Source organism: Sandaracinaceae bacterium (genome assembly GCA_016706685.1).
Lineage (GTDB): Bacteria > Myxococcota_A > Polyangia > Polyangiales > Houyiibacteriaceae > JADJJE01.
Genome location: JADJJE010000051.1, coordinates 240,346 through 261,805, shown reverse-complemented (window position 1 = coordinate 261,805; position 21,460 = coordinate 240,346). Strand labels below are relative to the sequence as shown.

Genomic DNA, 21,460 nt, shown 5'->3' with positions numbered 1-21,460 from the left:
GGCTCAGGGCAGATCGACATGCAGCACATTGGCTGCATTCTCGCGCCAGATGCGGTCTGGGAACCCGTCCTCGTCGAAGTCGGCGGCGAGCCCAGACAGCCCCTGCATGCCACTGGCGGACGCGCTGGTCGTTGCCGCGACGCCCCGACACTCGATGCGGTGCCCACCCGCGCCATCTGGGCGGACGAGCTCGAGGCTGGAGGTGCTCGCCACTCCACGGATCGCGATCACGTCGCGAACGCCGTTTGCGGTGCGCAGTGAGACAACGTCCACCGCTCGCGCCGCCACCCCTGCTGGTGTCGAGATGGGGATGCTAGAGAGGAGCGTCGTCCCCGACCCCGTCGTGCGATGGATTCGAAGCATGGTGTCGTTGACGGCCGCGATGTCCCCGAAGCCATCCCCGTCCCAGTCGAACACCACGATGCTGTACGCGTTGTACGTCTCGACGTCCGGGGCGATGCCCGCCAAGCAGGCCGATGCTGCGGCGAAGGTGCCGTTGCCGTTGCCAGTTCGAACCCGGACGCAGCTGCTCCCACCGAGATAGATGAGCAGATCGAGGTGACCATCATGGTTGTAGTCGATGGTGTCGACGTACCGGGGCGTGCTCGCTTGGGCGATGGTCCCTCCGTCCACGAGTCCGGAAGGCGACCCGATCAGCAATCGATACTGACTGCTGTCCGGCTGACTGAAGATCATGTCGACGCGGCCATCCTCGTTGAAGTCGCCGTAGGTAGAGTCGCCGTGGTTTCGGCCCGTGGCGAGGACGACCGGCGCCGCGAACCCTCCCGCGCCATTCCCGTGGTACAAGTCCACACGGTTTCCGAGCTGGTAGATGGCCCAGACGTCATCGTGTCCGTCCCCATTGATGTCGCCGGCGCCCCAGCCCTGCATCTCGGACGACCCGCTCATTCCGGGCTGGGCGGTACGAGGCGAGTCACATGACCCGTCGCACCAACCGGCCGCGCCGCACGTCGGGGTGGAGCACATGTTGTCGCTGCAGAACTCGTCCGTTTCGCACGTCCCACCACACGGGACGCTGTTGCATGCCGTGCCGCCCACGTCGCACCCTAGCGTCCCGCCGCACATGGTCTGGGTAAGGACGGCCCCGCGTGCGTCGCAGGTCGCCACAGTGGCCGTCGCGCCGGTCCCCGTGCAGTCCACGGACCCCGGCGTGCACACCCACGGCAGACACGCCCCCGCGCTGCAGTAGCTCATGACGGACTGACAGTCCGTGGTGCTCTGGCTCAGCCCGTTGGCCGCGCAGCTCACCAGGTCGTCTCCGGTGCAGCTCACCGCGCTCGGCGTGCAGACGTGCGCCACGCACGCGCCTCCGCTGGCGTTCTCCACGCAGGTCTCGCTGGCGGTGCAGTCGTCCATGAGCTGGTACGCGCTGCCAATCGCGTTGCACTGCCGCACGTCGCCCCCCGAGGCAGCGCGACAGGCTGCCCGGCGTGCACACCTCGGCCACGCAGCCTCCGGCGCTGCAGTAGTCGCCGCTGGGGCAGGCCGTGCTGGAGAGCGAGGCGCCGCGCGCGTCACACTCGAGGACCGAGTCGAAGCCCGCGTTGCACGCCAACGACCCCGGCACACACACGCGCGCGGTGCACGCCGCGCTCGGGCCGGACCCGGTGCAGATCTGGCTGGAAGCCGCGCAGTTGGTGGTGGTCCGGACGGTGCCCGTGGCGTCGCACGCCACCAGCACGTCGGTCATGCACTCACGGCTGTTGGCGGTGCACAGCACTGGCGCGCAGGTGCCGAGCGCGGGCACGCACGTCTCGTCCATGGCGCACCCCGTCACGTTGCCCCAGCTCAGGCCGTCGGCCGCGCAGGTCTGAAAGCCTGTGACTGCACAGCGCGTGCTCGCGGGAACACACACGCGCGTCATGCAGCTGCCCGACGCGCAGCTGCAGCCGAAGCTGCTGCCACTGCATTCCGCGCGGGCCGAGCACGCCTCGAAGGTCTCTGCGGCGCCGAGCGCGTCGCAGCTCAGCACCCCGGCGCCCATGCAGGAGACGCTGGAGGGGGTGCACACCTGGTCTTGGCATGCGCCGGACGCGCAGTAGCGGCCCGCGCCACAGTCCGTGTCGGTGCGCACCGTGCCTGTGGCGTCACACACGAAGGCCGTCGCGTTGTCAGCGCAACCAAGCTCGTTTGCCTCGCAGAGGATCGCGTCGCAGGTCGCGGCGCCGGCTTCAGCCACGCAGCGCGTGTCCACATCGCAGGCCTCCATGGCCTCCATGGTCCCGTCGGCGTTGCAGCGCAGCACCGCCGTGTTCCCTCCGCTGCAGGTCACGCTGTCCGCCACACAGACGATGTCGTCGATGGGCACGCACAGGAAGGCGTCGCAACGAAACCCGCCTGGGCATTGGTTCGACAGCTCGCACTCGCGCTCCGCGCAGGCGCCCGTGGCGAGCACACAGTACTCGTCCGCGTCGCAGGCAGCGTTCCCTCGGCAGAAGAACTCACAGGTGCGGTCCACGCAGGCCTCGTTGGCCCCGCAGTGCTCGTCGAGCGTGCAGCCCACGCAGTAGCCCGCGTCTTCGTCGCACACCGAGAGCGCCCCCGTGCACTCGCTCGCCGACGAGCACGACGTGCGGCAGAAGCCCGTGCGGCACACCTCACCGCCCGCACACTCCACGTTGGACGCGCAGGGCGTGAGCGTGGGCCCAGCGTCTGGCACGGACGTGTCTGCCATTCCCAGGTCCTCCGTGGCGGAGTCCATGCCGAGGTCGAGGGTTCCGTCACTCGGGCCACACCCTCCCCGCGAACAGCCCCATGACCACCATCCACCCCAGCGGAGCAACCCACGCCCAACGTACGCCCACGTAGTCCATCCTTGATGACGGCAAAGCGCAGCCAGAGCGCCCCACACGCCATCCATTGGACGCCCCTGCAATATTCCGTCAGCGTCGTGGGCGCTTTCGAGCCGTATCGAGGCCCTCAGTGCTCGTGAAACACGCTGCCGAGGTCCGACGCGAGCACCACACGCTCGACTGCACGCTGCAGTTCATCGAGCGTCGCGCTGGCGATGAGCGCTCGTGCGCGGATCCAGCGGGCCAAAGCGCTGCGGGACCCGCATGCGGGGACGTCCCGTAAGGTCTCGTGTTGGCCTCTTCTTGCCGGCCTTCTGTGGCCTCTCCTGGTGCCGGCCTTCCTGCCGGCCCAGTTGCTTCAGTTCTTCAGCGATGGTTGCCAAGGGAGCCTCCGCGGCGGGGACGTGTGCGAGAACGGCGCGCCGGAACTCCTGGTAGGAGCGCTCGGTGGCGGTGAAGGAAATGTAGCGCAGAAAGAAGAGGGCTTCATCCGGGGACTCCCTCACCACGCGCTCGAGCACCTCGTGAAAGGCGGGGAGATGCGCGATGAGCGCGTCCATGTGGCGGCTGTCGCGCAGCAACCACACGGCGGTCATGGGCACAGGCGAGAGTGGGCGTGCCAGGATGGCCGCGTCTTCCAGAGACGACAGGTCATCAATCAGGAGCACCAGGTTCGGGACGTGAGCGCGCAGCGCAGGGAACCGGTCGAGCCCGGCCACCATCTCGTGCAGGCTGCGCGGACCGGTCCAGCCGCTTGGTCCGTGGTAGACGACCAACATGATCACGGGTGGCAGCGTCTTCCGGGCGGGGTCTTCGCTGAGCGCCTGCAGCCAGACGGGCAGCATGTAGCGGAGCGCGCGCAGGGGCATGCGCGGGGGCGGCGTGCTCTGGTGCTCCACCAGCAGGTGCAGCGGCAGGTAAACGCGCCTCTTCCTGGCCATCCTTCGTCGGGCTCAGAGCGGCGCCGGAACAGCAAGTCCGCGCTTGCTCATCCAGGTGGCGGTGATCGACTCGCCCGAGCAGCCCAGCCCGAGATCCAACGCCGCCCCCAGCCCACGGCTGCGCAGCATCCCGCCCGTTCGGGCCCGCGAAGACGCGCTTGAACAGCGCGTCGTGGTCACCCATCTCGCCTCTCCCCTGCGTTCGTCGCGCACCGCTGCATGTTCCGGTCCTTTCGCGTTCGCGCCGCATGGCGAACGTGGGGTTCTCGGACCAGCGCGGGCCGTCTTGCGTCCGTCCTGCTGCGCTTCGCAGGCGAGAGCGAAGGTCGCGGCTACGCCCCGAACGCGCGGGCGAACGGCGTGTAGTTGTCCGGTCCGTAGCCCGGCGCGTACACCGCGAACACCACCTCGCGGAGCGCACCCCCGTGGCTCGAGAGCGCCTCGCGGTAGAGCACGGCCACCCGCTCCGCCGGGTTCAGGAAGGCCCCGCAGCCGAACGCGCTCAGCACCGCGTGGGTGACGTGCGCCTCGGCCAGCGTGTGCAGCTGCGCCTCGATGCGGCGCTGAGCCTCGCGCTCGTCGAAGTGCGTGCCGTCGCGCAGGTCCACCGCGGCTGCGCGCAGCTCGTAGAAGGGGAAGACCTCGTCCTCGCTCAGCCAGCCGTAGCCCAGGTCCTCGCGCCCGCGTTCCTCCGGCCCGCGCACGCACACGCGCGGCGTCCCGGTGTCCAGGTACACCCGCCCATCGCGCGCGCTGAGCAGCGCCGTGACGTGGGGCAGGTAGAGCTCGGACCGAGGGTCCAGGTCCTCGCGCGCCACCGCGAAGTGGCAGTCCGTACGGCGGAAGAGGTTCTCCTCCTGGGCGGGCGTGCCCTCCACGTAGGCCCCGCCAGGACAGAACGCGTTCGCCATGTTGAGCACGGCGCAGCAGGTTCCGGTCTCGCGCGTGAGGCGTGCGGTGGCCACGCCCCAGTCGTGGGGCACCACGCGCACCCGCGGACCCATGGTCCCGGGTTCCGTGGCCGTCAGGCCGGGCTCGCCCGCATCACGGGCCGCCGCGCTCCACCGCTCTAGGTTCTGTTGGGCGAGCGCGGCATAGCGAGCGCGGCCAGCTCCCGAGAGGCGCTCTATGGTCTCGCGCAGCACCTCGCGCCGACGCGCGAACACGCGCCCCGCATAGTGGGTTCCCGCGAAGTGCGCCTCGTCGCGCAGTGTCCGTCCGGCCATGCGCCCCGTCACCAACCCTCAGTGCTCTTGAAACACGCTGCCGACGTCCGACGCGAGGGCCACACGCTCGACCGCACGCTGCAGTTCATCGAGCGTTGCGGTGGCGATGAGCGCTTCGTGCGCAGGATCCAGCGGGCCGAAGCGCTGCTTGGTCAGCAGACGCAGTACGTTACGCATCGCCTCCTCCTGGCCTTCTTGCCGGCCGAGTTGCTTCAGTTCTTCAGCGATGGTTGCCAAGGGAGCCTCCGCGGCGGGGACGTGTTCGAGGATGGCGCGCCGGAACTCCTGATAGGAGCGCTCGGTCGCGGTGAAGGAAATGTAGCGCAGAAAGAAGAGGGCTTCATCGGGAGACTCCTCCACCACTCGCTCGAGCACCTCTTGAAAGGCCGGAAGGTGCGCGATGAGCGCGTCCATGTGCCCTCGCCTCGCTGCATGCTCCGGTCCTTTCACGTCCGCGCCGCATGGCGAACGTCAGGTTCTCGGACGAGCGCAGGCGTTGTTGCGCCCGCAGCCGGGGTTGAGCACCTCTTGAGGCGGCTCAGTCCACGCGGGTGTCGCGCGGCAACTGCGACGGCTCCGCCCCGCCTAGCGTGAACGCCCCGAGCAACGCCACGCCAGCCCCCACCACGAACGCAGCCTCGAACGTGTACGCCTTGGCGATGGGCCCCAGCACGTGGCTGGCCACGCTGGTGCCGCCGTTGAAGGCGCCCACCAAGAGCGTGAGCGCTCGGCCACGTGCGCGCGGGTCCACACGCTCCACGGCCAGCGCGCTCATGACCGGGAAGTGGGCGCCGTGCACCAGCCCGTGCAGCGAACCCACCACGAAGAGGTAGTTGGGGCCCAAGAGCGCCAGCGCCAGCGGCGGCACCACGTAAGCAAACTGCGCCGCGCGCGCCACGCGGTGGGTGCCCACGCGGTCCGACAGCCCGCCCATGCCGAAGCGCACGGCCAGGGCGAACAGCACGAAGCCGAAGAAGTAGTTGCGCACCTCGATGACGCCCTCGGACAACGCGAACGGCTGGTAGAACGCGATGACCGCCATGAACGCGAACGCGCTGAGCGCCGAGCTGATGACCACGCGCCCGAGCGACCAGCTCATGAAGCCCCAGGTGCCGGCGCGCGCGTGCAGGTCGGTCTCTTGCCGCTCGGGGCGGGCCTGGCGCGGCAAGAGCGCCGCGAACAGCGTGGCCAGCAACCCGGCCGCGGCCGCGAACAGGTACGCCCCTCGCCACCCGTACTCGGGCTGCAGCAGCTCCCCGATGTACGGCGACACGCCGTTCATGCACAGGTTGGCGGCGCCGTACCACGACATGGCGCGCCCCAAGCTGGTGGGCGGGGCCAGGTTGGCCGCCATGGCGCCGCCCGCGTTGAAGCAGAACACGAAGCCCAGCCCCTGCAGCGCCTGGTACCCATAGATGCGCCAGTCGAGCGCCGGGAGCGTGGCCATGCCGAGCGCCGCCAGCGCCACCATCAGGCTGCCCGCGCTCATGAACCAGCGCGCCGGGAAGCGGTCGATGTACGTGCTCACCAGCGGGATGCTGAGCACGATGGCGATGCCCGGCACCGCCGTGATCCAGCCCACCTGCGCCGGGTCCGCCTGAAACTGCTGCACCACGAACTTGGGGACCACCAAGAACATGGACCAGCCCAGGCCGAAGAGCGCCTGCGTGAGCAGCAGCTGCGCGAACACGGGGGTGAAGAGGCGTTCTGGCTTGTCGGAGGCCGCGCCGCTGGGGGCGCCAAGGGTCATGCGCTCAGTCGTCCGAGGACGAGCTGCTGGCGGGGCTGGCGTCGGCGGCGGGGCGCTGCTCTTGCGGTTGCTGGCCCCCGAGTAGAGGTCCGACTCCCAGCCGCCGCCCTTCAAGATGAAGCCGCCACCCGAGATCATGCGGCGCGCCTTCTGCTTCCCGCACTTGGGGCACTTCTTGATGGCGTCTTCGGTGATGCGCTGCTCGCGCTCGAACGCGTGTCCGCAAGCATCGCAGGCGTAGTCGTAGGTCGGCATCGGGGGGGAACTCCGATGTGGAAGTTGAGGCCGAACGCGCGCCTGTCAAGCCAGTCCCCTGCGGCGCAGCATCTCAGAGGCCGATCATCCCGGCCAACAGGTAGAAGTAGAGGCCGCCCAGCGCCCACAGGGGCAGCGTGACGAAGCTCGTGTGCCCGTGGTCGATGCGGAGGTGCTGGTAGCGCCAGAGGGGCTCCTCGAAGAACAGGCTCATGATGCGGCCGTAGGCGTACTCGGTGAAGAAGCCCAGGGGTGAGCACGCCAGCATGAGCAGCCCGAAGCGTGGGCCGCACAGCACGCTGACCGCGAGGACCACCACCCCGATGGGCGCACAGAAGACCGCGAAGGCGGCGATGGAGAACTTCCCTCCTGCGGCTGCCGTGACGCGCCGCAGCGGCCACAGCAGGACGCAGCCCGAGCCCAGGGCCACGGCGCTCACCACGATGACCTCTCGCACCGGGACCGCGGTGGGCCACGCGAGGTTGGCCACCAGCCCGAGCTGTTGGAAGAGCAGGCCGCCGAAGGCCCACGGCAGCACGTTCAGGGTGCTGGTGTAGCCACTCGACCTCGCGCCATAGCTGTACGTCCAGACCGGGCTGCCGAGGAAGCGGTGGTAGGCGAGGGAGACCAGCAGCTCACCCGCGATGCCCGCGCACGAAGCGGCCAGGAAGAACGCCAGGTAGCGCGGCCCCGAGAACGCCCCGAGCAGGGCGAAGCACAGCGGGACCCAGCCCATGAGCGCATAGAACTTGCGCAGCGAGAAGCGCCCATCGAACCACCATCGCCAACGCAGCAGCAGCGACACGCCGGCGACGGCGCCCAGGTAGCCGTAGAGGGCGAGCGCGATGACGACCGGGGGGAGCAGTGCGACTCAGGCCTCGCGGGCCTTGAGCTCCGCCAGCGCCGCCTCGAGCTCCACCATCTCTTCTTCGGAGAGCTCGGCCTCCTCGGGGGCAGCCTCGGCCTCCACGCGCACGGGGGCCACTTCCACCGCCGGGAGCAGGCCCATCTGCCGCTTGAGCGCCTCGAGGTCGCCGTCGGCGCCGCTGGTGGCCTCGAGCTTGCTGAACTTGTGCTTGAGCACGTCGCCCGAGTACTCCTCGGACAGCTCCGCCCCCGCTTCGGCCTCGGCCTCCATCTGGTTGATCTTCTCGGCCATGCGGTCGAACGTGTCGAACGCGCTGGTCTGCGAGAGGCCGCTCATGGTGTCCTGGATGGACTTCATGGCCTCGGCGCGGCGCTTCTGGGCGATGAGCACGTTCTTCTTGCGCTTCGCCTCTTCGATCTTGTTGTTGAGCGCGCGCAGAGCCAGCTTGAGCTGGTCGGTGGCGTTCTTCTGCTTCTGCCACTGATCCTGGAAGGTGGCCGCCAGCTGGTCGTGCTCCTTCTTGCGGAGCAGCGCCTCCTTGGCCAGTTCGTCGTCGCCCGCGCGGATGGCCAGCATGGCCTTGCGCTGCCACTCCTCGGCCACGGTGGTCTCGCCCTGGAGCTGCTTCTGCAGCCGCTTCTCGTCGGCGATGGCGACGGCGACCTGCTTCTTCGCCTCCACCAGCTGGGTGTTCATGTCGACGATGACCTGGTTCAGCATCTTCTCCGGGTCTTCGGACTTGCTGATCAGGTCGTTGATGTTGCTCTTGAGGAGCGTCGCCATTCTGCCGAAGAAGCCCACGTTCTACCCCTTAGCTATTGGACTTGGCGAACCCGTGCAGGGTGTCGAGGTGGTTGGAGAGGGCCATCGAGAAGTCGTCGAACGTTCCCTGGAACTCATTGTAGTCCAGGTTCTCCAAACGCAACGTGCAGGTCAACACCACCTCGCCGTCGCTGATTCCGTAGGCGCCGTGGATCATGTCGCTGGCGTTCATCTCCAGCAGCGTGCGGAACAGCTCCGGGTGCCGGTCCACCGCAGCCAGCGTGGTGATCTTCATGCGGGAAGAGCACCAGCGGACCCGCCATGGTGACCACCACGTGCTCGCCCCAGCCCGTGTCGCGCACGAGCCACATGGTGCCGTCCTCGGCGAGCTCTCGGAACGGCAGGGCCGCCCGAGTCAGGTACGCTTCAATGTCGTCTCGAGTTCGCATCGGCCGAGGGGCTCCTCCGAGGGTCGCAGGTCGGTGAGAGCCGGCAGGCTACCACAGCGAATCTGGCGGGCGCCCCAAGTTTCGCGGCCCGGGAACGCTGCCCCGGACGCGAGCGCTACTCGTCCAGCAGGTGGCCCATGCGGGCGCGCTTGGTGGCCAGATACTCGCGGTTGTGCGCGTGCGGCGCGGCGATGTGGTCCACACGCTCGGTGACCACCACGCCCTCCGCCTCGAGGCCCGCCACCTTCTCGGGGTTGTTGGTCATCAGGCGCACCGAGCGCACGTCGAGAGCCGTGAGCATGGCGGCCGCGATGTCGTAGCTGCGCAGGTCGTCGTCGAAGCCCAGCACGCGGTTGGCGTCCACCGTGTCGTAGCCCTCGTCCTGCTTGGCATACGCGCGGATCTTGTTGCCGAGGCCGATGCCGCGCCCCTCTTGGCGCAGGTACAGCACCAGGCCGTGACCCGCTTCGCCCACGCGCTTGAGCGCCATGTCCAGCTGCTCACGGCAGTCGCACTTGAGCGAGTGGAAGACCTCGCCCGTGAGGCACTCGCTGTGCACGCGGGTGAGCAGGCCCTCGGCCCCACGGATGTCGCCCGAGTACAGCGCCACGTGCTCGAGGCCGGTCTTGGGCTCGGTGAACACGACACAGCGCAGGTCCCCGTACTCGGTGGGCAGTTGCGACTCGGCGTAGCGCTCGAGACGGAGGCGTAGGGGGTGGGCCATCGGGGCGGTCGTGGCAGCGCGCGGCATGGAAGGGACGTCGGCTCGCGGTCGCGAGGACGTCGAAATGTAGGGGGGTGGGGCCGGGGGTCAAGGGGCGGGGGGCTCGAGGGTCCAGATCACCCTCGTGTCGCGCTCCGTGTCCGTGGTGGCCGCCAGCAAGAAGTCGCCCACCGTGAGCGTGGGGTCGAGCCACAGCCCAACCGTGCGAAGCTCGATGACTCGGTAGCTCTCGACGGGCATCTCGTTGAAGCGCTCGCCCAGCTCGGCGGTGCCCGGAACGGTGCTGGGTGTGGGCTGGTCGGGTGCTTCGCTCCCCGAGTCGGCGGGTGGTCCGGCCAGCTGGGTGAGCCAGCACGGGCTCGGCAGGAGCGCGGTGTGCGCCGTGAGCGGCTGGCGTTGCAGGTCCAGGGGAGCAAACCCCGTGGCCGGCAGGGCGCCCGCCACGCGTGTGTAGTCCAGCTCGTCCGCGCTGCCGTGCGGCCAGGAAGCTTCGAGGCCCGCCGCCCGCACCGCCACGAGCAGCGCTTGCTTGTCCGCTGGCAAGAGCACCAGGGGCCCCACCACGTCCAGCTCCACCACGCCGCTGCTCACCGCCGCCGCCACGAAGGCGCGCAGGTCCGCCATGGAGGCCGTACGGTCGAGCAGTACGCTCACCACTCTCCCAGGGCACAGCGGCGCTGGCGTGGGCGCCTGGTCCATGACGGGCATGATGGCCAGCCGCTCCCCCAGCTCGGCTCGCATGGGTGCTTCCCGCTGCGCCAGTGGCGCGCTCGCGAGGGCTGCTCGAAGCGCCGCCACGTCGGACAGCCGCGCCACGCGCTGGCCCGAGGCGTCCCGCAGCTCGCCTGCAGCCAGGATGTACCGCGGGGGCTCCGACCACCGCAGGTCGGAGCGCGCGTCCTCTCCGAGTGGCAGCGGGGTGACCTCCACATGGGCCCAGGGCGGCCAGACATCCGGCGTGATGCGCGCGAGCGCCATGTGTGTGCCGCCCTCGTCCAGCGCCACCATCCCCACCAGCGCCAAGGCGAAGAGCAGACGACTGCCCACCGAGGGCCGCGGGAGGTCGGGATGCGCGAGCCACGCCCGGGCCAGCAGCGCGGGGACCAGCATCACGATGCCGGACAGCTTGGCGGCGCGGAGCGTGTCGTAGAGCCCGGCATGCGCGGCGAAGAAGTCCGGCGCCAGGAACGCTCGGCTCGCGACCACGGTCTCGCAGGCCGCGGCCACGTTAAGCGCGATGGCCGAGAGGGAGGCCAGCAGCACGGCCGCCCCCGCCGCGCCGCGTGCATCGGGGCTCGACTGCGTCCCCGCGAAGGCCACCACGGCGCTCAGCAGCGCGGCCCCGATGAAGGGCAGCACGCTGCCGCTCGAGAGAAAGCCGTAGGCCACACCCCAAGCGGGCAGCGTCACGATCACCAGGCCCGCGCCTCGCAAGCGTGGCGCCTCGGCGTGCGGCAGCAGCAGGCCCACGGCGGCGCTCGCGCACAGGGCCGCTGCCACCAGAGCCCCCACGCCGCGTGCGTCCGCCATGTTCATCCCCAAAAAGAGGGTATGGGAGACGTCGATGAGACCCCAAGGCAACACGCCGTTGTCGCCGTCCTCCCAGTAGGACTGGTGTGGGTCCCCTACGAGGCTCTGGGCGGCGAGCGCGATGACCCACGGGAACACCGCGACCATGACGTCCATGGCCGGCCAGACGGTGCGCCCACGGCGCCTCGCCGCCATGAAGCCCGTCAGAACAAGCGCGGACACGAAGGTTGCCGCGTACCAGAAGCGCGTGAGCTCGCGCGAGACGAACCTCACGCGCAGCGCATCGTCGAGATCACCGGTGACCACGAGGCGGTAGGCCACGGGCAGCGCCAGCGCCACGAGCGGCAGCGCTAGCCAGACCGCAGCGTGGTGCGCTTCGGGCGGCGGCACCCGCACATCCGGGGGCGACTCAGGCGGAGCTTCGCGGGACATGCGTCATCCCACACCGCCCCGCGCGGCGCGTCAAGGCTTCGGGCCGAACTTGGACGCGATGCTGAGCGCCTTCTGATACAGCGTGGGGAACGAGCGTTGGGCCGCGTCGATCACGTGCGCGTCCGCGCCGATGAGCACGCGCCGCTTGTTGGCCCGGACGCCTTCGAGGATGACGCGCGCGGCTTCGTCCGAGGTGGTGCGCGCGATCTTGTCGAAGTTGTCGGCCGAGGTCTGCTTGTCTTGGCCGAGCGCGCCCTTGTCGCTCATGCGCGCGTTGCGGGCGATGTTGGTCTTGATGCCACCGGGGTGCACGCAGGTGCAGCTCACCTTGCTGCCCTCGATCTCGAGCTCCTGGCGCAGCGCCTCGGTGAAGCCGCGCACCGCGAACTTGGACGCGTTGTAGGCGCTCTGCGTGGGCACGCCGATGATTCCGAAGACGCTGGACACGTTGACGATGTGGCCCTCACCGGCGCGCTCGAGGTGCGGCAGGAACGCCTTGGTGCCGTACACCACGCCCCAGAAGTTGATGCCCATCAACCACTCGATGTCCTTCATCTCCATGTCTTTCACGGTCGCGCCCAGCGCCACGCCCGCGTTGTTGAAGACCAGGTGCACCGCGCCGAAGTGCTTGGCCACGGTCTCGGCATAGGCGAAGAACGCCTCCTTGTCGGCCACGTCGAGGCGCTGCGTGTGCACGTCCTTCGCGCCGCGCTCACGGGCCAAGCGAGCCGTCTCCTCGAGCGCCTCGGTCTGCACGTCGCTCAGCGCCAGGCGCGCGCCCTCGCTGGCGAGCCGCAGCGCCAACCCACGACCAATCCCCGAAGCGGCACCCGTGATGACCGCGACCTTGCCCTGGAAGTTCTTCATGGGTGGGAGGGTAGTGCCCTATTGAACTTGAGTCAACAGTGGGCGATCGACCGTGACGGCAGCCGGAACGTTTTCTGAACGTGGGCGTGGGCGTGGGCGTGGGCGTTGTCGGCGACGGCGACGGCGACGGCGACGGACCACGGCGGCGGTCTTGCGCCGGGCGGCTTCGGTGGACGACGACCTCCTCGGCGAGGTGGTCGCCATGCTGACTCAGGGCCCGTCGCCGTCGCCGTCGCCGTCAACGACCACGCTCACGAGGCAGAAAGCAGGCTCTCGCTCACAGCCGCACCCGCAGGGCGAACGCCGGGATCAACACTACCCCGCCGCGTTGCCGGCGCTCTCCGTCGGCGCGCACCCACCAGTGCTCGTAGGCGGCGCCCAGCTCGATCATGGCGTGGATGCGCCGGAAGCCGGCCGCGAAGCCCAACACGGCGCCCGCTCGCAGCCCGGCCGCTTGCACGCGCGAGGTGCCGGTGTCGATGGTGAAGTCGCCCACGATGTACTCGAACCCCACGCGCGGCCCGATCCAGGTCTCGTACACCCCGCCATAGTCGGCGCTGTACAGCAGCGGCACCTCGAGGCTGCCGCGCACCCCGCCGCGCGCGGCGTCGGCTTCGCGGTCGTAGGCCTTGCCCAGCATGAACGACGGGCTCACCAGCCACACGGTGCGGTTGATGCCGTCGGCCAGCAGCCACTCGTGCCGGTAGGCCACGCGCGCGCTCGCGCCCAGCACGGCCAGCTCCACGTCGGTGTGCCGGTTGATGCCGTAGCGCCCGAAGCCGATGGGGGTGATGCCCTCGCCCAGCGCCGAGCGCTGCACCGCCTGGTCGCCGCGCATGCCGGGCACGCCGCGCAGCTGACCGGTGGGCAGGCGCGCCGCCCCGCCGAGCGCCATGTCCACGCGCCGGGTGGGCGTGGTGGCCCCGCCGCTGAGCGATGGGTTGGCTGCGATGCAGCCTGGTGCAGACGGCAGCAGCGCCAAGAGCATCAGCAGCCGCGGCAGCATGCGCCGGGCGGTCCGAGAGACAGGGCGCATGCAGCGGCGGGACACGGCGCGCAGCATACTCGCCACCTGTGGGTCGTGCATGAGCCAAGCGACCCAATCGTGTCCTCGGTTGGGGGTGTGGACCTCAACGCCCAGTTCGGCTAGCCTCCTAGGCGAGGTGGAGCTTCAACCCGCGAAATTATTGGTGCTGGACCTGGACGAGACCCTCGTGCACTCCAGCCCTGCGCGCCTCGGGCGCGACGCGGAGCACCGCGTGCTGGGCTACCACGTCTACGAGCGGCCCGGCGTGCGCGCCTTCCTGGAAGACGCCTTCTCGCGCTTCGCGGTGGGCATCTGGACGGCCTCCACCGCCACGTATGCCGACGAGATCCTCTCGCTGCTCACCGACGTCTCGCGCTTCCAGTTCATCTGGTCGCGCGAGCACTGCTCCATTGCCACGCACCCCGAGACCCAGCGCTTCGACCTGTTGAAGGACATCCGGCAGCTGGAGCTGGCGGGCTACGACGCGTCGCGGATCCTGTTCGTGGACGACCTGCCCCACCGGCTGTGCCTCAGCACCGAGAACATCATCCAGGTGCGCCCCTTCACGGGTGACGCCAAGGACGACGAGCTGGGGGACCTGCTCACCTACGTGTCGTGGCTGCACCCGGTGAAGGACGTCCGGCGCGTGGACAAGCGCTCGTGGCGCGCGGAGGTGAGCGGCCTGCGAATCGCCAGCGACGCTCGATCCGAACGCGAGGTTGTCTCGTAGAGCTTCCCAATAGGCGCCCTCTCCCTCTGGCGCAGAAAAGGAAGCCCCCCATGATGACTTCGAGAGTGACCCGGCGTGCGCTGGGGCTCGCGGCCGTGCTGCTGCCCTTCGCGGTGGCGGCTGCGCTGCGCCCGCCCGACGCCTCGGCGGCGGACCACATCGACGGCCCGTCGGCGCAGATCGACCCCGCAGCAGACATCAGCGACGTGTTCGCGTGGATGAACGCGGACGCCAGCCGCTTGAACCTGGTGGCCAACGTCTTCTACTCGGCCGGCCCGACCGCCGCCTTCTCGCCGGCCGTGCAGTACGCCTTCCACATCGAGAGCGGCACGGAGTACGGGGCGGTGTCCGATGAAGCGCTGGTGCTCTGCCAGTTCTACGACGTGAACCGCATCGAGTGCTGGGCGGGCGACGACTACGTGGAAGGAGACCCGAGCGACCCCGCCGGCCTCCTGTCCGCTTCCGGGCGGCTACGCGTGTTCGCGGGCCGGCGTGACGACCCCTTCTTCATGGAGTTCGACGGCTTCAACGAGACGGTGGCCATGGTGGTGGCCGCGGCGCCGTCGCTGACCTTCGTGGACGGCTGCCCCACGCTGGACGCCGGAACCCAGTCTGCGCTGGTGGCGCAGCTGCAGAGCAACGCCGACGGTGCGCCCGCCAGCGACACGTTCGGGGGACAGAATGTGCTGTCCGTGGTGGTGCAAGTGGACCCCGCCCTGGTGAACGTCAACGGACCCCTGCTGGCGGTCTGGGCCAGCACCCACGCCAACCCCAGCTTCGTAGGTGCCCCATGAGCCCCCGCTTCTCGACATCCACACTCGGCGTGGCCCTGCTGCTGGCACTCGGCGCCACGGGCTGTGGCGGTGACGGTGGCCCCGCGCCGCTGGGCGCCGACGCGCGGCCCTTGCTCGGAGCACAGATCGACCGCGCCGGCCGCCCGGCCATCAGCACCGCGCTGGTGGCCACCTTCGCCGCCACGCTGCCCGAGCGCAACGAGGCCCGTGACCGCTACAACCAGGCGCTGCCCGCCACCTGGGCGAGCTTCGCACCCGAGGTGACCACCAGCCTCGGCATCCTGGACGCGCTCAACGGCGTGTGCGGGGACCAGCTGCTGGCCGAAGCCAGCGGCGCCGACCGCTATGACGCGCTGGCGGACATCCTGCTGGACGACCGCCTCTACGTGAACACAGCGTCCGGTACGTGCGGCGTCTACCTGGGCCTCGAGGGCGAGGTGGTGGGCGCGCTCACCGCCGGCATGGGCGGCTGCGGCGGCCGCACCCCCAACGACGACGTGGTGGAGCGCAGCTTCAGCGTGCTCGCGGCCGGGACGCTCACGGGCATCGACGACCTCGTGACCGGCGACGCAGGCGACCACTCGGCCGAGGTCTTCCCCTTCCTGGCAGGGCCCAACTGATGGACTCGCGGGCCCTCTTCGTGCGCCGCACGCTGCGCTTCTGGGCCGTGGCTGGCCTGCTCGGGCTGCTGCTCGGGGCGTCGCTGCGGGTCGTGGCGAACGAAGAGCGCCCCGAGGGACCGCACCGGGTGTACACCCCCGGGCCGCTGGCGCTGTCCAACCTCAGCGCGCAGATCGACGGCGCACGCGCGGCCCTCGAGAGGCAGCCGCGCCTGCGCGACCTGCGCGCGGCGCTGGTGGGCCACTTGCTGGAGCGGGCGCGCTTCACCGGCGCGGTGAGCGACCTGGACGCGGCGCTCGTGCTCGCGCAGCACCGACAGCCTGCGCGCGAGGGGCGGCCCAGCGTGCCGCACGTGGACGAGCTGTTGCTGGAGGCCAGCACGCTGGCTGCGCTGCACCGCTTCCCCGAGGCGCTCGCCCGCCTCGACCAGGCACTCGCGCAGGGGGCCCCGCTCGACGTGGTGCAGCGTGAGCGCGACACCATCACGCTGGCGCTCGGCGCCGAGCCCAGCGTGCTGCGCGCCATCGCAGACCGGCGCGCGGCGAGCGCCCGGCAGCGCCCGAACATGCGGCAGCTGGTGGACCACGCCGCCGCGCTGGCTGCGCTCGGCCAGCTGGCCGAAGCGGACCGCCTGCTGGGGCGCGCCATGGAGTCCACGCCCGACGTGTCGCCGCTGCCCATCGCGCAGATCGCGTTCCAGCGCGGAGTGCTCGCCGCCGAGCACGCGGGCGACCTCGACGCGGGCGAGCGTCACTACCGCGAGGCGCTGCGCCTGGTGCCGGGCTTCGTGCGGGCCGCCGTCCACCTGGCGGAGCTCGAGGCCGAGCGCGGCGACGTGGCCTCGGCGCGTGCACGGCTGACCAAGGCGCTCGCCTCCGAAGACCCGGAGCCTGCGTCGCGGCTGGCCTCCCTGACCCCCGAAGCGCCGCTGCGCGCCGAGCTGGTGGCGCTGGCGGGCGAGCACTACCGCGCGCTGCTGGCGCGCCATCGGGCGGCCTTCCTGGATCACGCCCTCGAGTTCGCGTTGGCGCACGGGCCCATGCACGGGGAAGAGGCCTCCTCGCTGGCCGACGAGCTGCTGACCGCACGCCCCAACCCGCGCTCGTACCGGCTGGCGCTGGCGGCGGCCGAGGCGCGTGGGGACCAGCAGGGCACGTGTGCGCTGGCTCACGCGGCGCAGCCCCTCGGCGCCACGCACCCGCTCTTGGCGGCCGAGCTGGCTGCACAGGACTGCCCATGACCCGAGAAGAAGCGTTGCCGTTGGATAAAGGGGCCGGCATCATCTCGGCATGTTGGACGAGTCACGCGAGGCCGAGGCGCTCCGGCGCATCGCGCGCGGAGACCGCGAGGCCTTGGCCAGCCTGTACGACACCCATGGCGACGTGGTCTACGGGGTGCTCGTGAGCATCTTGCGCCAGGAGAGCGAGGCGCAGGACCTGCTCCACGACGTGTTCGTGGAGGTGCTGGAGCGCGCCGGGGACTACGACCCGCGACGCGGCAGCGTGCGCACCTGGCTGCTGATGCGGGCGCGCTCGCGAGCCATCGACCGCCTCCGGTCTGCGCGCGTGCGGCGGGAGCGGGTGACCAACGAGCAGCCCGAGCGCGTGAGCCCCTCGCCCGCGCCCGACGCCAACCTGGATGGGGCACGCCTGCGGGTGCGCCTCGGCGGCCTGCCCGACGCTCCGCGCGCCGTGCTGGAGCTGGCGTACTTCCAGGGGCTCACCACCAGCGAGATCGCGGAGGAGCTGGGCATCCCGCTCGGCACCGTGAAGTCGCGCGCTGCCGCTGGCCTGCGGGCGCTGCGCGTGGAGCTGGACCATGCTGGAGGCGAGCCATGAGCCAGCAGAGAGACCACGACAGCCCGAGTTCGAGCGCGCTCGACCTGCCCGTGGAGGACGAGCGCTTCGGGGCCGCCCTGCTGGACGCCCTGGCGTCCGACGCGAGCCGCCCGGCCCCCCGCGGCTTGCGTGACCTGCTGACGCGCGCCCCCCTGCGCGGCCGCCTCTACCGCTTCACCGAGCCGCTGGCCGCGCTCATGGACGTGGACCACGCCACCGCCCAAGAGCTGCTGGACGGGCTGGACGAACCCGAGCCCTTCGAGCCGGGGCCCTTCCCGGGGCTGGACATCGCGCTGCGCCACATCAGCGGCGGGCCGGCGGTGCAGAACGCCATCACGGGCTTCGTGCGCATCGGCCCTGGGACCGCGTTTCCACACCACGAGCACCTGGGCGACGAGCACGTGCTCATCCTGCAGGGCCACTGCGTGGAGACCCACACCGGCACCGTCGCCGGTCCTGGCGAGGTGGTCACGCGGCCAGGCGGCACGGCCCACGAGATTGAAGCGCTCCCCGGCGCCACCGACCTGGTCTACCTAGCGGTGGTCTACACGGGCGTGCGCATCGGCGACACCGTCATGGGCCCTGGCTCCCCGGAGCTGTGAACGCGAAACGGGCCTCGCCGCGAAGTGCGGCAGGCCCTGTGTCCGAGAGCGGGTGTGCACCCCGAAGGGCGCACCCGATCAGCCCTTGCTGATCTTGCCTTCTTTGTGCGACGTGTGCTTCCGACACTTGCCGCAGAACTTCGAGATCTTGAACTTCTCGGGCATCGTGCGCTTGTTCTTGTCGGTGGTGTAGTTGTCGCGACCACACTCTTCACAGCTCAGTTTGATCAAATCACGCATTGGATTCCTCGGGAAGGCCGGCGAGTGTAGCTCCCGACCCGGGCTCGTCAAGGATCAGAAAGCGTTGGGTTCGCCGGGCGGGGGCGGGGTGGTCCGGCCGAGCGGGACCAGCACGAGCAGGAACAGCAGCGACAGCCCGGTGGCGATGCCGAAGACCGCCGCGAAGCTGGTGTTGGCGGCCCACCAGCCGGTCTGGGCGGAGGCGATGGTCTTGCCCAGCACCTCGAGGGTGGCCAGCAGGGTGTAGTGCGAGGCCCCGATGCGGGCGTCCACGCGCGACATCATGAAGGCGAAGGTGGCCGTGGTGAGGGCGCCCCCGAAGAAGTGCTCGGCGCAGGTGATGACCAGCACGTGCTGGGGATCATTGCTGAAACCGGACACCAGCCACCACTCGCCCGCGATGGGCAGCACGCGCAGGACGGCGAACAGGCTGACCGCCCGCAGCAGGGTGACTTGGCTTGCCACCAGCCCGCCCACGAACGAGCCGGCGAGCGAGAAGGCCATGCCCCAGGTGCCCAGCATCCAGCCGATGTCCTCGGTGGAGTAGCCCAGCTCGCGCACCAGGAACGGCTTGAAGAGGGCGTCGGCCATGGACTCGCCCGCCTTGTAGGTGAGCACGAAGAGCAAGAGCATGCGCGCGTCGGGCCGGCGCAGGGCCCGCTGGAGCGCCTGGATCACGGGCCGGGCCGACTCCCGCAGCGACGTGCGCGCGCGCGGCCCGAGGGGTGGCCCATCCGCCAGCGGGTGCCCGGGCGGCTCGGGGCGCAGCGCCGTCATGGCCAGCGCCACCAGCACGCAGCCCATCATGATGAGGAACACGCCGCGGTAGCCGAGCGTGCTCAGCTGGCTGAGCAGCAGCCCGCCGCCCACCAGCATGCCCAGCTTGGCGCCCACCACCTGCGCGATGTTGCCGTAGCCCAGGTGCTGCTCGCTCAGCGTGTCGATGGCGTAGCCGTCCACCGCCACGTCCATGGTGGCGCTGAAGAGGCTCAGCGCGGTCACCATCACCAGCAAGAGCGTGAGCGAGTGCTCGATGTCCAGGAAGGCCATCAGCAGGCAGGTGAGCGCGAGGCCGGCCTGCATGGGCAGGATCCACGAGCGCCGCCGCCCCACCTTGGGCCAGTAGACGATGTCCACGAAGGGCGCCCACAGCAGCTTGAGCATCCAGGGCAGCCCCAGCAGCACGCTCAGCAGCGTGATGGACTCGATGGCCACGCCCTGGGTGGTGAGGATGACGGGCACCGCCACGGACTGGAAGCCCTGCGGCAGGCCCTGGATGAAGTAGAGCGAGAGCAGCGTGAGCAGGCCCGAGACCGGAAGGCGTTCTGTCCCCTCGGCCGGCGTGCCCGCGGCGCTCATGTGGCGTCACGCCCGCTGCCCAGCACGACCAGCACCTCTTGGGCCGCGCGCTCGCCGGCCTGGATGGCGCCTTCGAGGTAGCCGGTCCACTCCGTGGCCGTCTCGGTGCCCGCCCAGTGGATGCCACCGCAGGGCTCACGCAGCGCGTCGCCGCAGGTGTCGTAGCTCCCGGGCCCGAGCACCCCCACCGGGCAGCCGCGGCTGTAGGCTTCGGTGGACCAGTCCTGCTCGGTCAGCGTGTCGATGTCGGCCGCGTCCGTGCCGAAGTAGCGCACCAGCGAGTCCGTGATGAGCGCGCGGCGCTGCGCCTCCGGCTTCTCCGACCAGCCCCGCGCGTGCTTGGCCACCACGAAGCCCAGCAGCATGGGCACCTTGCCGTCGTGCGAGGTGTTGTCGAAGACCACGCTCATGGGGCCCGTGGTGCTGACCACCTCGCCCGAGTAGCCGCGCTCGCGCCAGAACGCCGTCTTGTACGTGGCCAGCACCTTTACGGTGTTGCCCATCGGCATGCGCTGCGTGAGCTGATCGCGCCGGCCGGGCAGCAGCGGGTCGTACTCGATGCGTCCCGCGAGCGCAGGCGGGATGGCCACGATGCAGCGCTGAGGCGCGGAAGGTGCCCTGCGCGCTGACCACCTCCACGCTGCCGCCGCGCTGGCGAACGTGCGAGACGGGCGCGCTCAGCACCACCGCGTCGCCCAGCTTCGCGGCCAGGCGCTTGGACACGCTCTGGGCGCCCTCGACGAAGCGGTCTTGCTGCGCGCCGCCGCGGATCTCGGCCAACTTGAGCAGGCCGCCGCCCGCGTTGAGGTAGGCCAGGAAGTAGAGCAGGCCAATCTCGCCGGCCTCGGCGCCGAAGATCACGCGCACGGCCACGTCCAGCAGCCCGTTCACGCTCTCGAGTTTCACGAACTTGCGGCGGAACGAGTCCAGGGTGGCGCGGTCGAGCTCGCTCGCGCCTGGGGCGCTCAGCGGGTCACGCGCGGGCACGCGCTTCTGCTCGCGGTCCAGCAGCGTGAGCGCCGCCTGCATCTGCAGCAGCGCGGGGATGGAGATGTTCGGGATCTGGCTGCGGTACTCCGAGATCTTCCCGTTCAGGTCCAGCACCTTCTTGCCGTCGTCGAAGGTGGGGAACGTGCGGATGCCCAGCTCTTTGGTGAGCGCGGCGAGCCGGTTCTGTCCGGGCCCGATCCACTGGCCGCCCACGTCGAACGTGGCGCCGCCGATGTCCTTCGACCAGGTGCGCCCACCCACGCGGTCGCGCGCCTCCAGCACCACCACGCGGGCGCCGCCGTCCATCAGCTTGCGCGCGGCGGTGAGACCCGAGAGGCCGCCACCCACCACCACCACGTCCACGTCTCGGTCACTGCTGCTCATGGCTCGTTGTTCTCCGGTGCGCTCGGCTGCTCGGTGCCCTGCGTGGACGCGTTGAAGAGTGACCCGAACTGCGACCAGGCCACGGCCGCGATCAGCGCCGCGAGCGCCAGCACCACGGCCCACTCCGAGATGCTGCGGCGCGTCTGCCCTGGCGATGCTTCGGGGGCGTCGGTCTCGTCCTCGTTGGCGAGGGGCTCGGTGGTGGGCTCGGGCGTGCTCATGGTGGTCGCTCGGGGCGCTGATGCTAGCAGCCTGTGG

General features: G+C 70.3%; 23 protein-coding genes and 1 pseudogene. 6 read left to right on the top strand and 18 right to left on the bottom strand.

Annotation, left to right across the window (positions count from 1 at the left end; all coding sequences use genetic code 11):
* Nucleotides 1-3: 3 nt before the first annotated feature.
* The 13 genes from IPI43_31780 to IPI43_31720 form a co-directional block, all read right to left on the bottom strand.
* Nucleotides 4-909 carry a VCBS repeat-containing protein gene (locus tag IPI43_31780; GenBank protein ID MBK7778645.1) on the bottom strand — a complete coding sequence of 302 codons (906 nt, stop codon included), beginning with the start codon at nt 907-909 and terminating at the stop codon, nt 4-6.
* A gap of 25 nt (nt 910-934) precedes the next feature.
* Entirely contained in the window at nt 935-2,722 is a 1,788-nt protein-coding gene (locus IPI43_31775; GenBank protein MBK7778644.1) for a hypothetical protein, read from the bottom strand.
* Nucleotides 2,723-3,007: 285 nt separating this feature from the next.
* Nucleotides 3,008-3,754: an Rpn family recombination-promoting nuclease/putative transposase gene (locus tag IPI43_31770; protein MBK7778643.1), complete on the bottom strand. Its 747-nt coding sequence runs from the start codon at nt 3,752-3,754 to the stop codon at nt 3,008-3,010.
* 332 nt (nt 3,755-4,086) lie between these two features.
* Nucleotides 4,087-4,980 carry a DUF2263 domain-containing protein gene (locus IPI43_31765; GenBank protein MBK7778642.1) on the bottom strand — a complete coding sequence of 298 codons (894 nt, stop codon included), beginning with the start codon at nt 4,978-4,980 and terminating at the stop codon, nt 4,087-4,089.
* 18 nt (nt 4,981-4,998) lie between these two features.
* Entirely contained in the window at nt 4,999-5,394 is a 396-nt protein-coding gene (locus tag IPI43_31760) for a hypothetical protein (protein MBK7778641.1), read from the bottom strand.
* Between the two features lie 124 nt (nt 5,395-5,518).
* Nucleotides 5,519-6,985, bottom strand: coding sequence for an MFS transporter (locus IPI43_31755; GenBank protein ID MBK7778640.1), 1,467 nt, complete (start codon nt 6,983-6,985; stop codon nt 5,519-5,521).
* 73 nt (nt 6,986-7,058) lie between these two features.
* Nucleotides 7,059-7,790, bottom strand: a complete 732-nt coding sequence (locus IPI43_31750; GenBank protein MBK7778639.1) for a hypothetical protein — start codon at nt 7,788-7,790, stop codon at nt 7,059-7,061.
* Nucleotides 7,791-7,856: 66 nt separating this feature from the next.
* Nucleotides 7,857-8,654 carry a PspA/IM30 family protein gene (locus IPI43_31745; protein ID MBK7778638.1) on the bottom strand — a complete coding sequence of 266 codons (798 nt, stop codon included), beginning with the start codon at nt 8,652-8,654 and terminating at the stop codon, nt 7,857-7,859.
* Nucleotides 8,655-8,664: 10 nt separating this feature from the next.
* A complete protein-coding gene (locus IPI43_31740) occupies nt 8,665-8,910 on the bottom strand; it encodes a hypothetical protein (GenBank protein ID MBK7778637.1) in 246 nt (81 codons plus the stop codon).
* 269 nt (nt 8,911-9,179) lie between these two features.
* Nucleotides 9,180-9,815 carry a GTP cyclohydrolase II gene (gene ribA, locus IPI43_31735; protein ID MBK7778636.1) on the bottom strand — a complete coding sequence of 212 codons (636 nt, stop codon included), beginning with the start codon at nt 9,813-9,815 and terminating at the stop codon, nt 9,180-9,182.
* A gap of 60 nt (nt 9,816-9,875) precedes the next feature.
* A complete protein-coding gene (locus IPI43_31730) occupies nt 9,876-11,750 on the bottom strand; it encodes a hypothetical protein (protein MBK7778635.1) in 1,875 nt (624 codons plus the stop codon).
* Between the two features lie 30 nt (nt 11,751-11,780).
* Nucleotides 11,781-12,617 carry an SDR family NAD(P)-dependent oxidoreductase gene (locus IPI43_31725; GenBank protein MBK7778634.1) on the bottom strand — a complete coding sequence of 279 codons (837 nt, stop codon included), beginning with the start codon at nt 12,615-12,617 and terminating at the stop codon, nt 11,781-11,783.
* A 277-nt stretch (nt 12,618-12,894) separates the two neighbouring features.
* Nucleotides 12,895-13,668: a hypothetical protein gene (locus IPI43_31720; GenBank protein MBK7778633.1), complete on the bottom strand. Its 774-nt coding sequence runs from the start codon at nt 13,666-13,668 to the stop codon at nt 12,895-12,897.
* A 112-nt stretch (nt 13,669-13,780) separates the two neighbouring features.
* Between IPI43_31720 and IPI43_31715 the strand changes: the two genes are divergently transcribed.
* The 6 genes from IPI43_31715 to IPI43_31690 are packed head-to-tail and all read left to right on the top strand — an operon-like array spanning nt 13,781 to nt 18,229.
* Complete coding sequence (locus IPI43_31715; protein ID MBK7778632.1) at nt 13,781-14,374, top strand: HAD family hydrolase; 594 nt, start codon at nt 13,781-13,783, stop codon at nt 14,372-14,374.
* 50 nt (nt 14,375-14,424) lie between these two features.
* Nucleotides 14,425-15,168 (top strand): DUF4331 family protein, encoded by a 744-nt coding sequence (locus tag IPI43_31710; GenBank protein ID MBK7778631.1) that lies wholly within the window; start codon nt 14,425-14,427, stop codon nt 15,166-15,168.
* Nucleotides 15,165-15,788 (top strand): DUF4331 family protein, encoded by a 624-nt coding sequence (locus tag IPI43_31705; protein ID MBK7778630.1) that lies wholly within the window; start codon nt 15,165-15,167, stop codon nt 15,786-15,788. The genes IPI43_31710 and IPI43_31705 overlap by 4 nt, the downstream gene beginning before the upstream one ends.
* Nucleotides 15,788-17,029: a hypothetical protein gene (locus tag IPI43_31700; GenBank protein ID MBK7778629.1), complete on the top strand. Its 1,242-nt coding sequence runs from the start codon at nt 15,788-15,790 to the stop codon at nt 17,027-17,029. The genes IPI43_31705 and IPI43_31700 overlap by 1 nt, the downstream gene beginning before the upstream one ends.
* Before the next feature lie 49 nt (nt 17,030-17,078).
* Nucleotides 17,079-17,627 carry a sigma-70 family RNA polymerase sigma factor gene (locus IPI43_31695; protein ID MBK7778628.1) on the top strand — a complete coding sequence of 183 codons (549 nt, stop codon included), beginning with the start codon at nt 17,079-17,081 and terminating at the stop codon, nt 17,625-17,627.
* Complete coding sequence (locus tag IPI43_31690; GenBank protein ID MBK7778627.1) at nt 17,624-18,229, top strand: cupin domain-containing protein; 606 nt, start codon at nt 17,624-17,626, stop codon at nt 18,227-18,229. The genes IPI43_31695 and IPI43_31690 overlap by 4 nt, the downstream gene beginning before the upstream one ends.
* Before the next feature lie 78 nt (nt 18,230-18,307).
* Here IPI43_31690 and rpmG read toward each other — a convergent pair whose 3' ends face one another.
* The 5 genes and pseudogenes from rpmG to IPI43_31665 form a co-directional block, all read right to left on the bottom strand.
* The gene (rpmG, locus tag IPI43_31685) at nt 18,308-18,469 is read right to left on the bottom strand and encodes a 50S ribosomal protein L33 (protein MBK7778626.1); all 162 of its coding nucleotides are present in this window, start codon (nt 18,467-18,469) and stop codon (nt 18,308-18,310) included.
* Between the two features lie 54 nt (nt 18,470-18,523).
* Nucleotides 18,524-19,828 carry an MFS transporter gene (locus IPI43_31680; protein ID MBK7778625.1) on the bottom strand — a complete coding sequence of 435 codons (1,305 nt, stop codon included), beginning with the start codon at nt 19,826-19,828 and terminating at the stop codon, nt 18,524-18,526.
* Complete coding sequence (locus IPI43_31675) at nt 19,825-20,418, bottom strand: FAD-dependent oxidoreductase (GenBank protein MBK7778624.1); 594 nt, start codon at nt 20,416-20,418, stop codon at nt 19,825-19,827. The genes IPI43_31680 and IPI43_31675 overlap by 4 nt, the downstream gene beginning before the upstream one ends.
* Before the next feature lie 640 nt (nt 20,419-21,058).
* Nucleotides 21,059-21,202 (bottom strand): annotated as a pseudogene (locus IPI43_31670) (FAD-dependent oxidoreductase).
* Nucleotides 21,199-21,423, bottom strand: coding sequence for a hypothetical protein (locus IPI43_31665; protein MBK7778623.1), 225 nt, complete (start codon nt 21,421-21,423; stop codon nt 21,199-21,201). The pseudogene IPI43_31670 and the gene IPI43_31665 overlap by 4 nt, the downstream one beginning before the upstream one ends.
* Between the last annotated feature and the right edge of the window lie 37 nt (nt 21,424-21,460).

Bases quoted from the DNA above. Each gene is read 5' to 3' on its own strand.
- IPI43_31780 (MBK7778645.1), bottom strand. From the start codon at position 909: ATGAGCGGGTCGTCCGAGATGCAGGGCTGGGGCGCCGGCGACATCAAT.
- IPI43_31775 (MBK7778644.1), bottom strand. From the start codon at position 2,722: ATGGACTCCGCCACGGAGGACCTGGGAATGGCAGACACGTCCGTGCCA.
- IPI43_31770 (MBK7778643.1), bottom strand. From the start codon at position 3,754: ATGGCCAGGAAGAGGCGCGTTTACCTGCCGCTGCACCTGCTGGTGGAG.
- IPI43_31765 (MBK7778642.1), bottom strand. From the start codon at position 4,980: ATGGCCGGACGGACACTGCGCGACGAGGCGCACTTCGCGGGAACCCAC.
- IPI43_31760 (MBK7778641.1), bottom strand. From the start codon at position 5,394: ATGGACGCGCTCATCGCGCACCTTCCGGCCTTTCAAGAGGTGCTCGAG.
- IPI43_31755 (MBK7778640.1), bottom strand. From the start codon at position 6,985: ATGCCGACCTACGACTACGCCTGCGATGCTTGCGGACACGCGTTCGAG.
- IPI43_31740 (MBK7778637.1), bottom strand. From the start codon at position 8,910: ATGAAGATCACCACGCTGGCTGCGGTGGACCGGCACCCGGAGCTGTTC.
- ribA (MBK7778636.1), bottom strand. From the start codon at position 9,815: ATGCCGCGCGCTGCCACGACCGCCCCGATGGCCCACCCCCTACGCCTC.
- IPI43_31730 (MBK7778635.1), bottom strand. From the start codon at position 11,750: ATGTCCCGCGAAGCTCCGCCTGAGTCGCCCCCGGATGTGCGGGTGCCG.
- IPI43_31725 (MBK7778634.1), bottom strand. From the start codon at position 12,617: ATGAAGAACTTCCAGGGCAAGGTCGCGGTCATCACGGGTGCCGCTTCG.
- IPI43_31710 (MBK7778631.1), top strand. From the start codon at position 14,425: ATGATGACTTCGAGAGTGACCCGGCGTGCGCTGGGGCTCGCGGCCGTG.
- IPI43_31705 (MBK7778630.1), top strand. From the start codon at position 15,165: ATGAGCCCCCGCTTCTCGACATCCACACTCGGCGTGGCCCTGCTGCTG.
- IPI43_31700 (MBK7778629.1), top strand. From the start codon at position 15,788: ATGGACTCGCGGGCCCTCTTCGTGCGCCGCACGCTGCGCTTCTGGGCC.
- IPI43_31695 (MBK7778628.1), top strand. From the start codon at position 17,079: ATGTTGGACGAGTCACGCGAGGCCGAGGCGCTCCGGCGCATCGCGCGC.
- IPI43_31690 (MBK7778627.1), top strand. From the start codon at position 17,624: ATGAGCCAGCAGAGAGACCACGACAGCCCGAGTTCGAGCGCGCTCGAC.
- rpmG (MBK7778626.1), bottom strand. From the start codon at position 18,469: ATGCGTGATTTGATCAAACTGAGCTGTGAAGAGTGTGGTCGCGACAAC.
- IPI43_31680 (MBK7778625.1), bottom strand. From the start codon at position 19,828: ATGAGCGCCGCGGGCACGCCGGCCGAGGGGACAGAACGCCTTCCGGTC.
- IPI43_31665 (MBK7778623.1), bottom strand. From the start codon at position 21,423: ATGAGCACGCCCGAGCCCACCACCGAGCCCCTCGCCAACGAGGACGAG.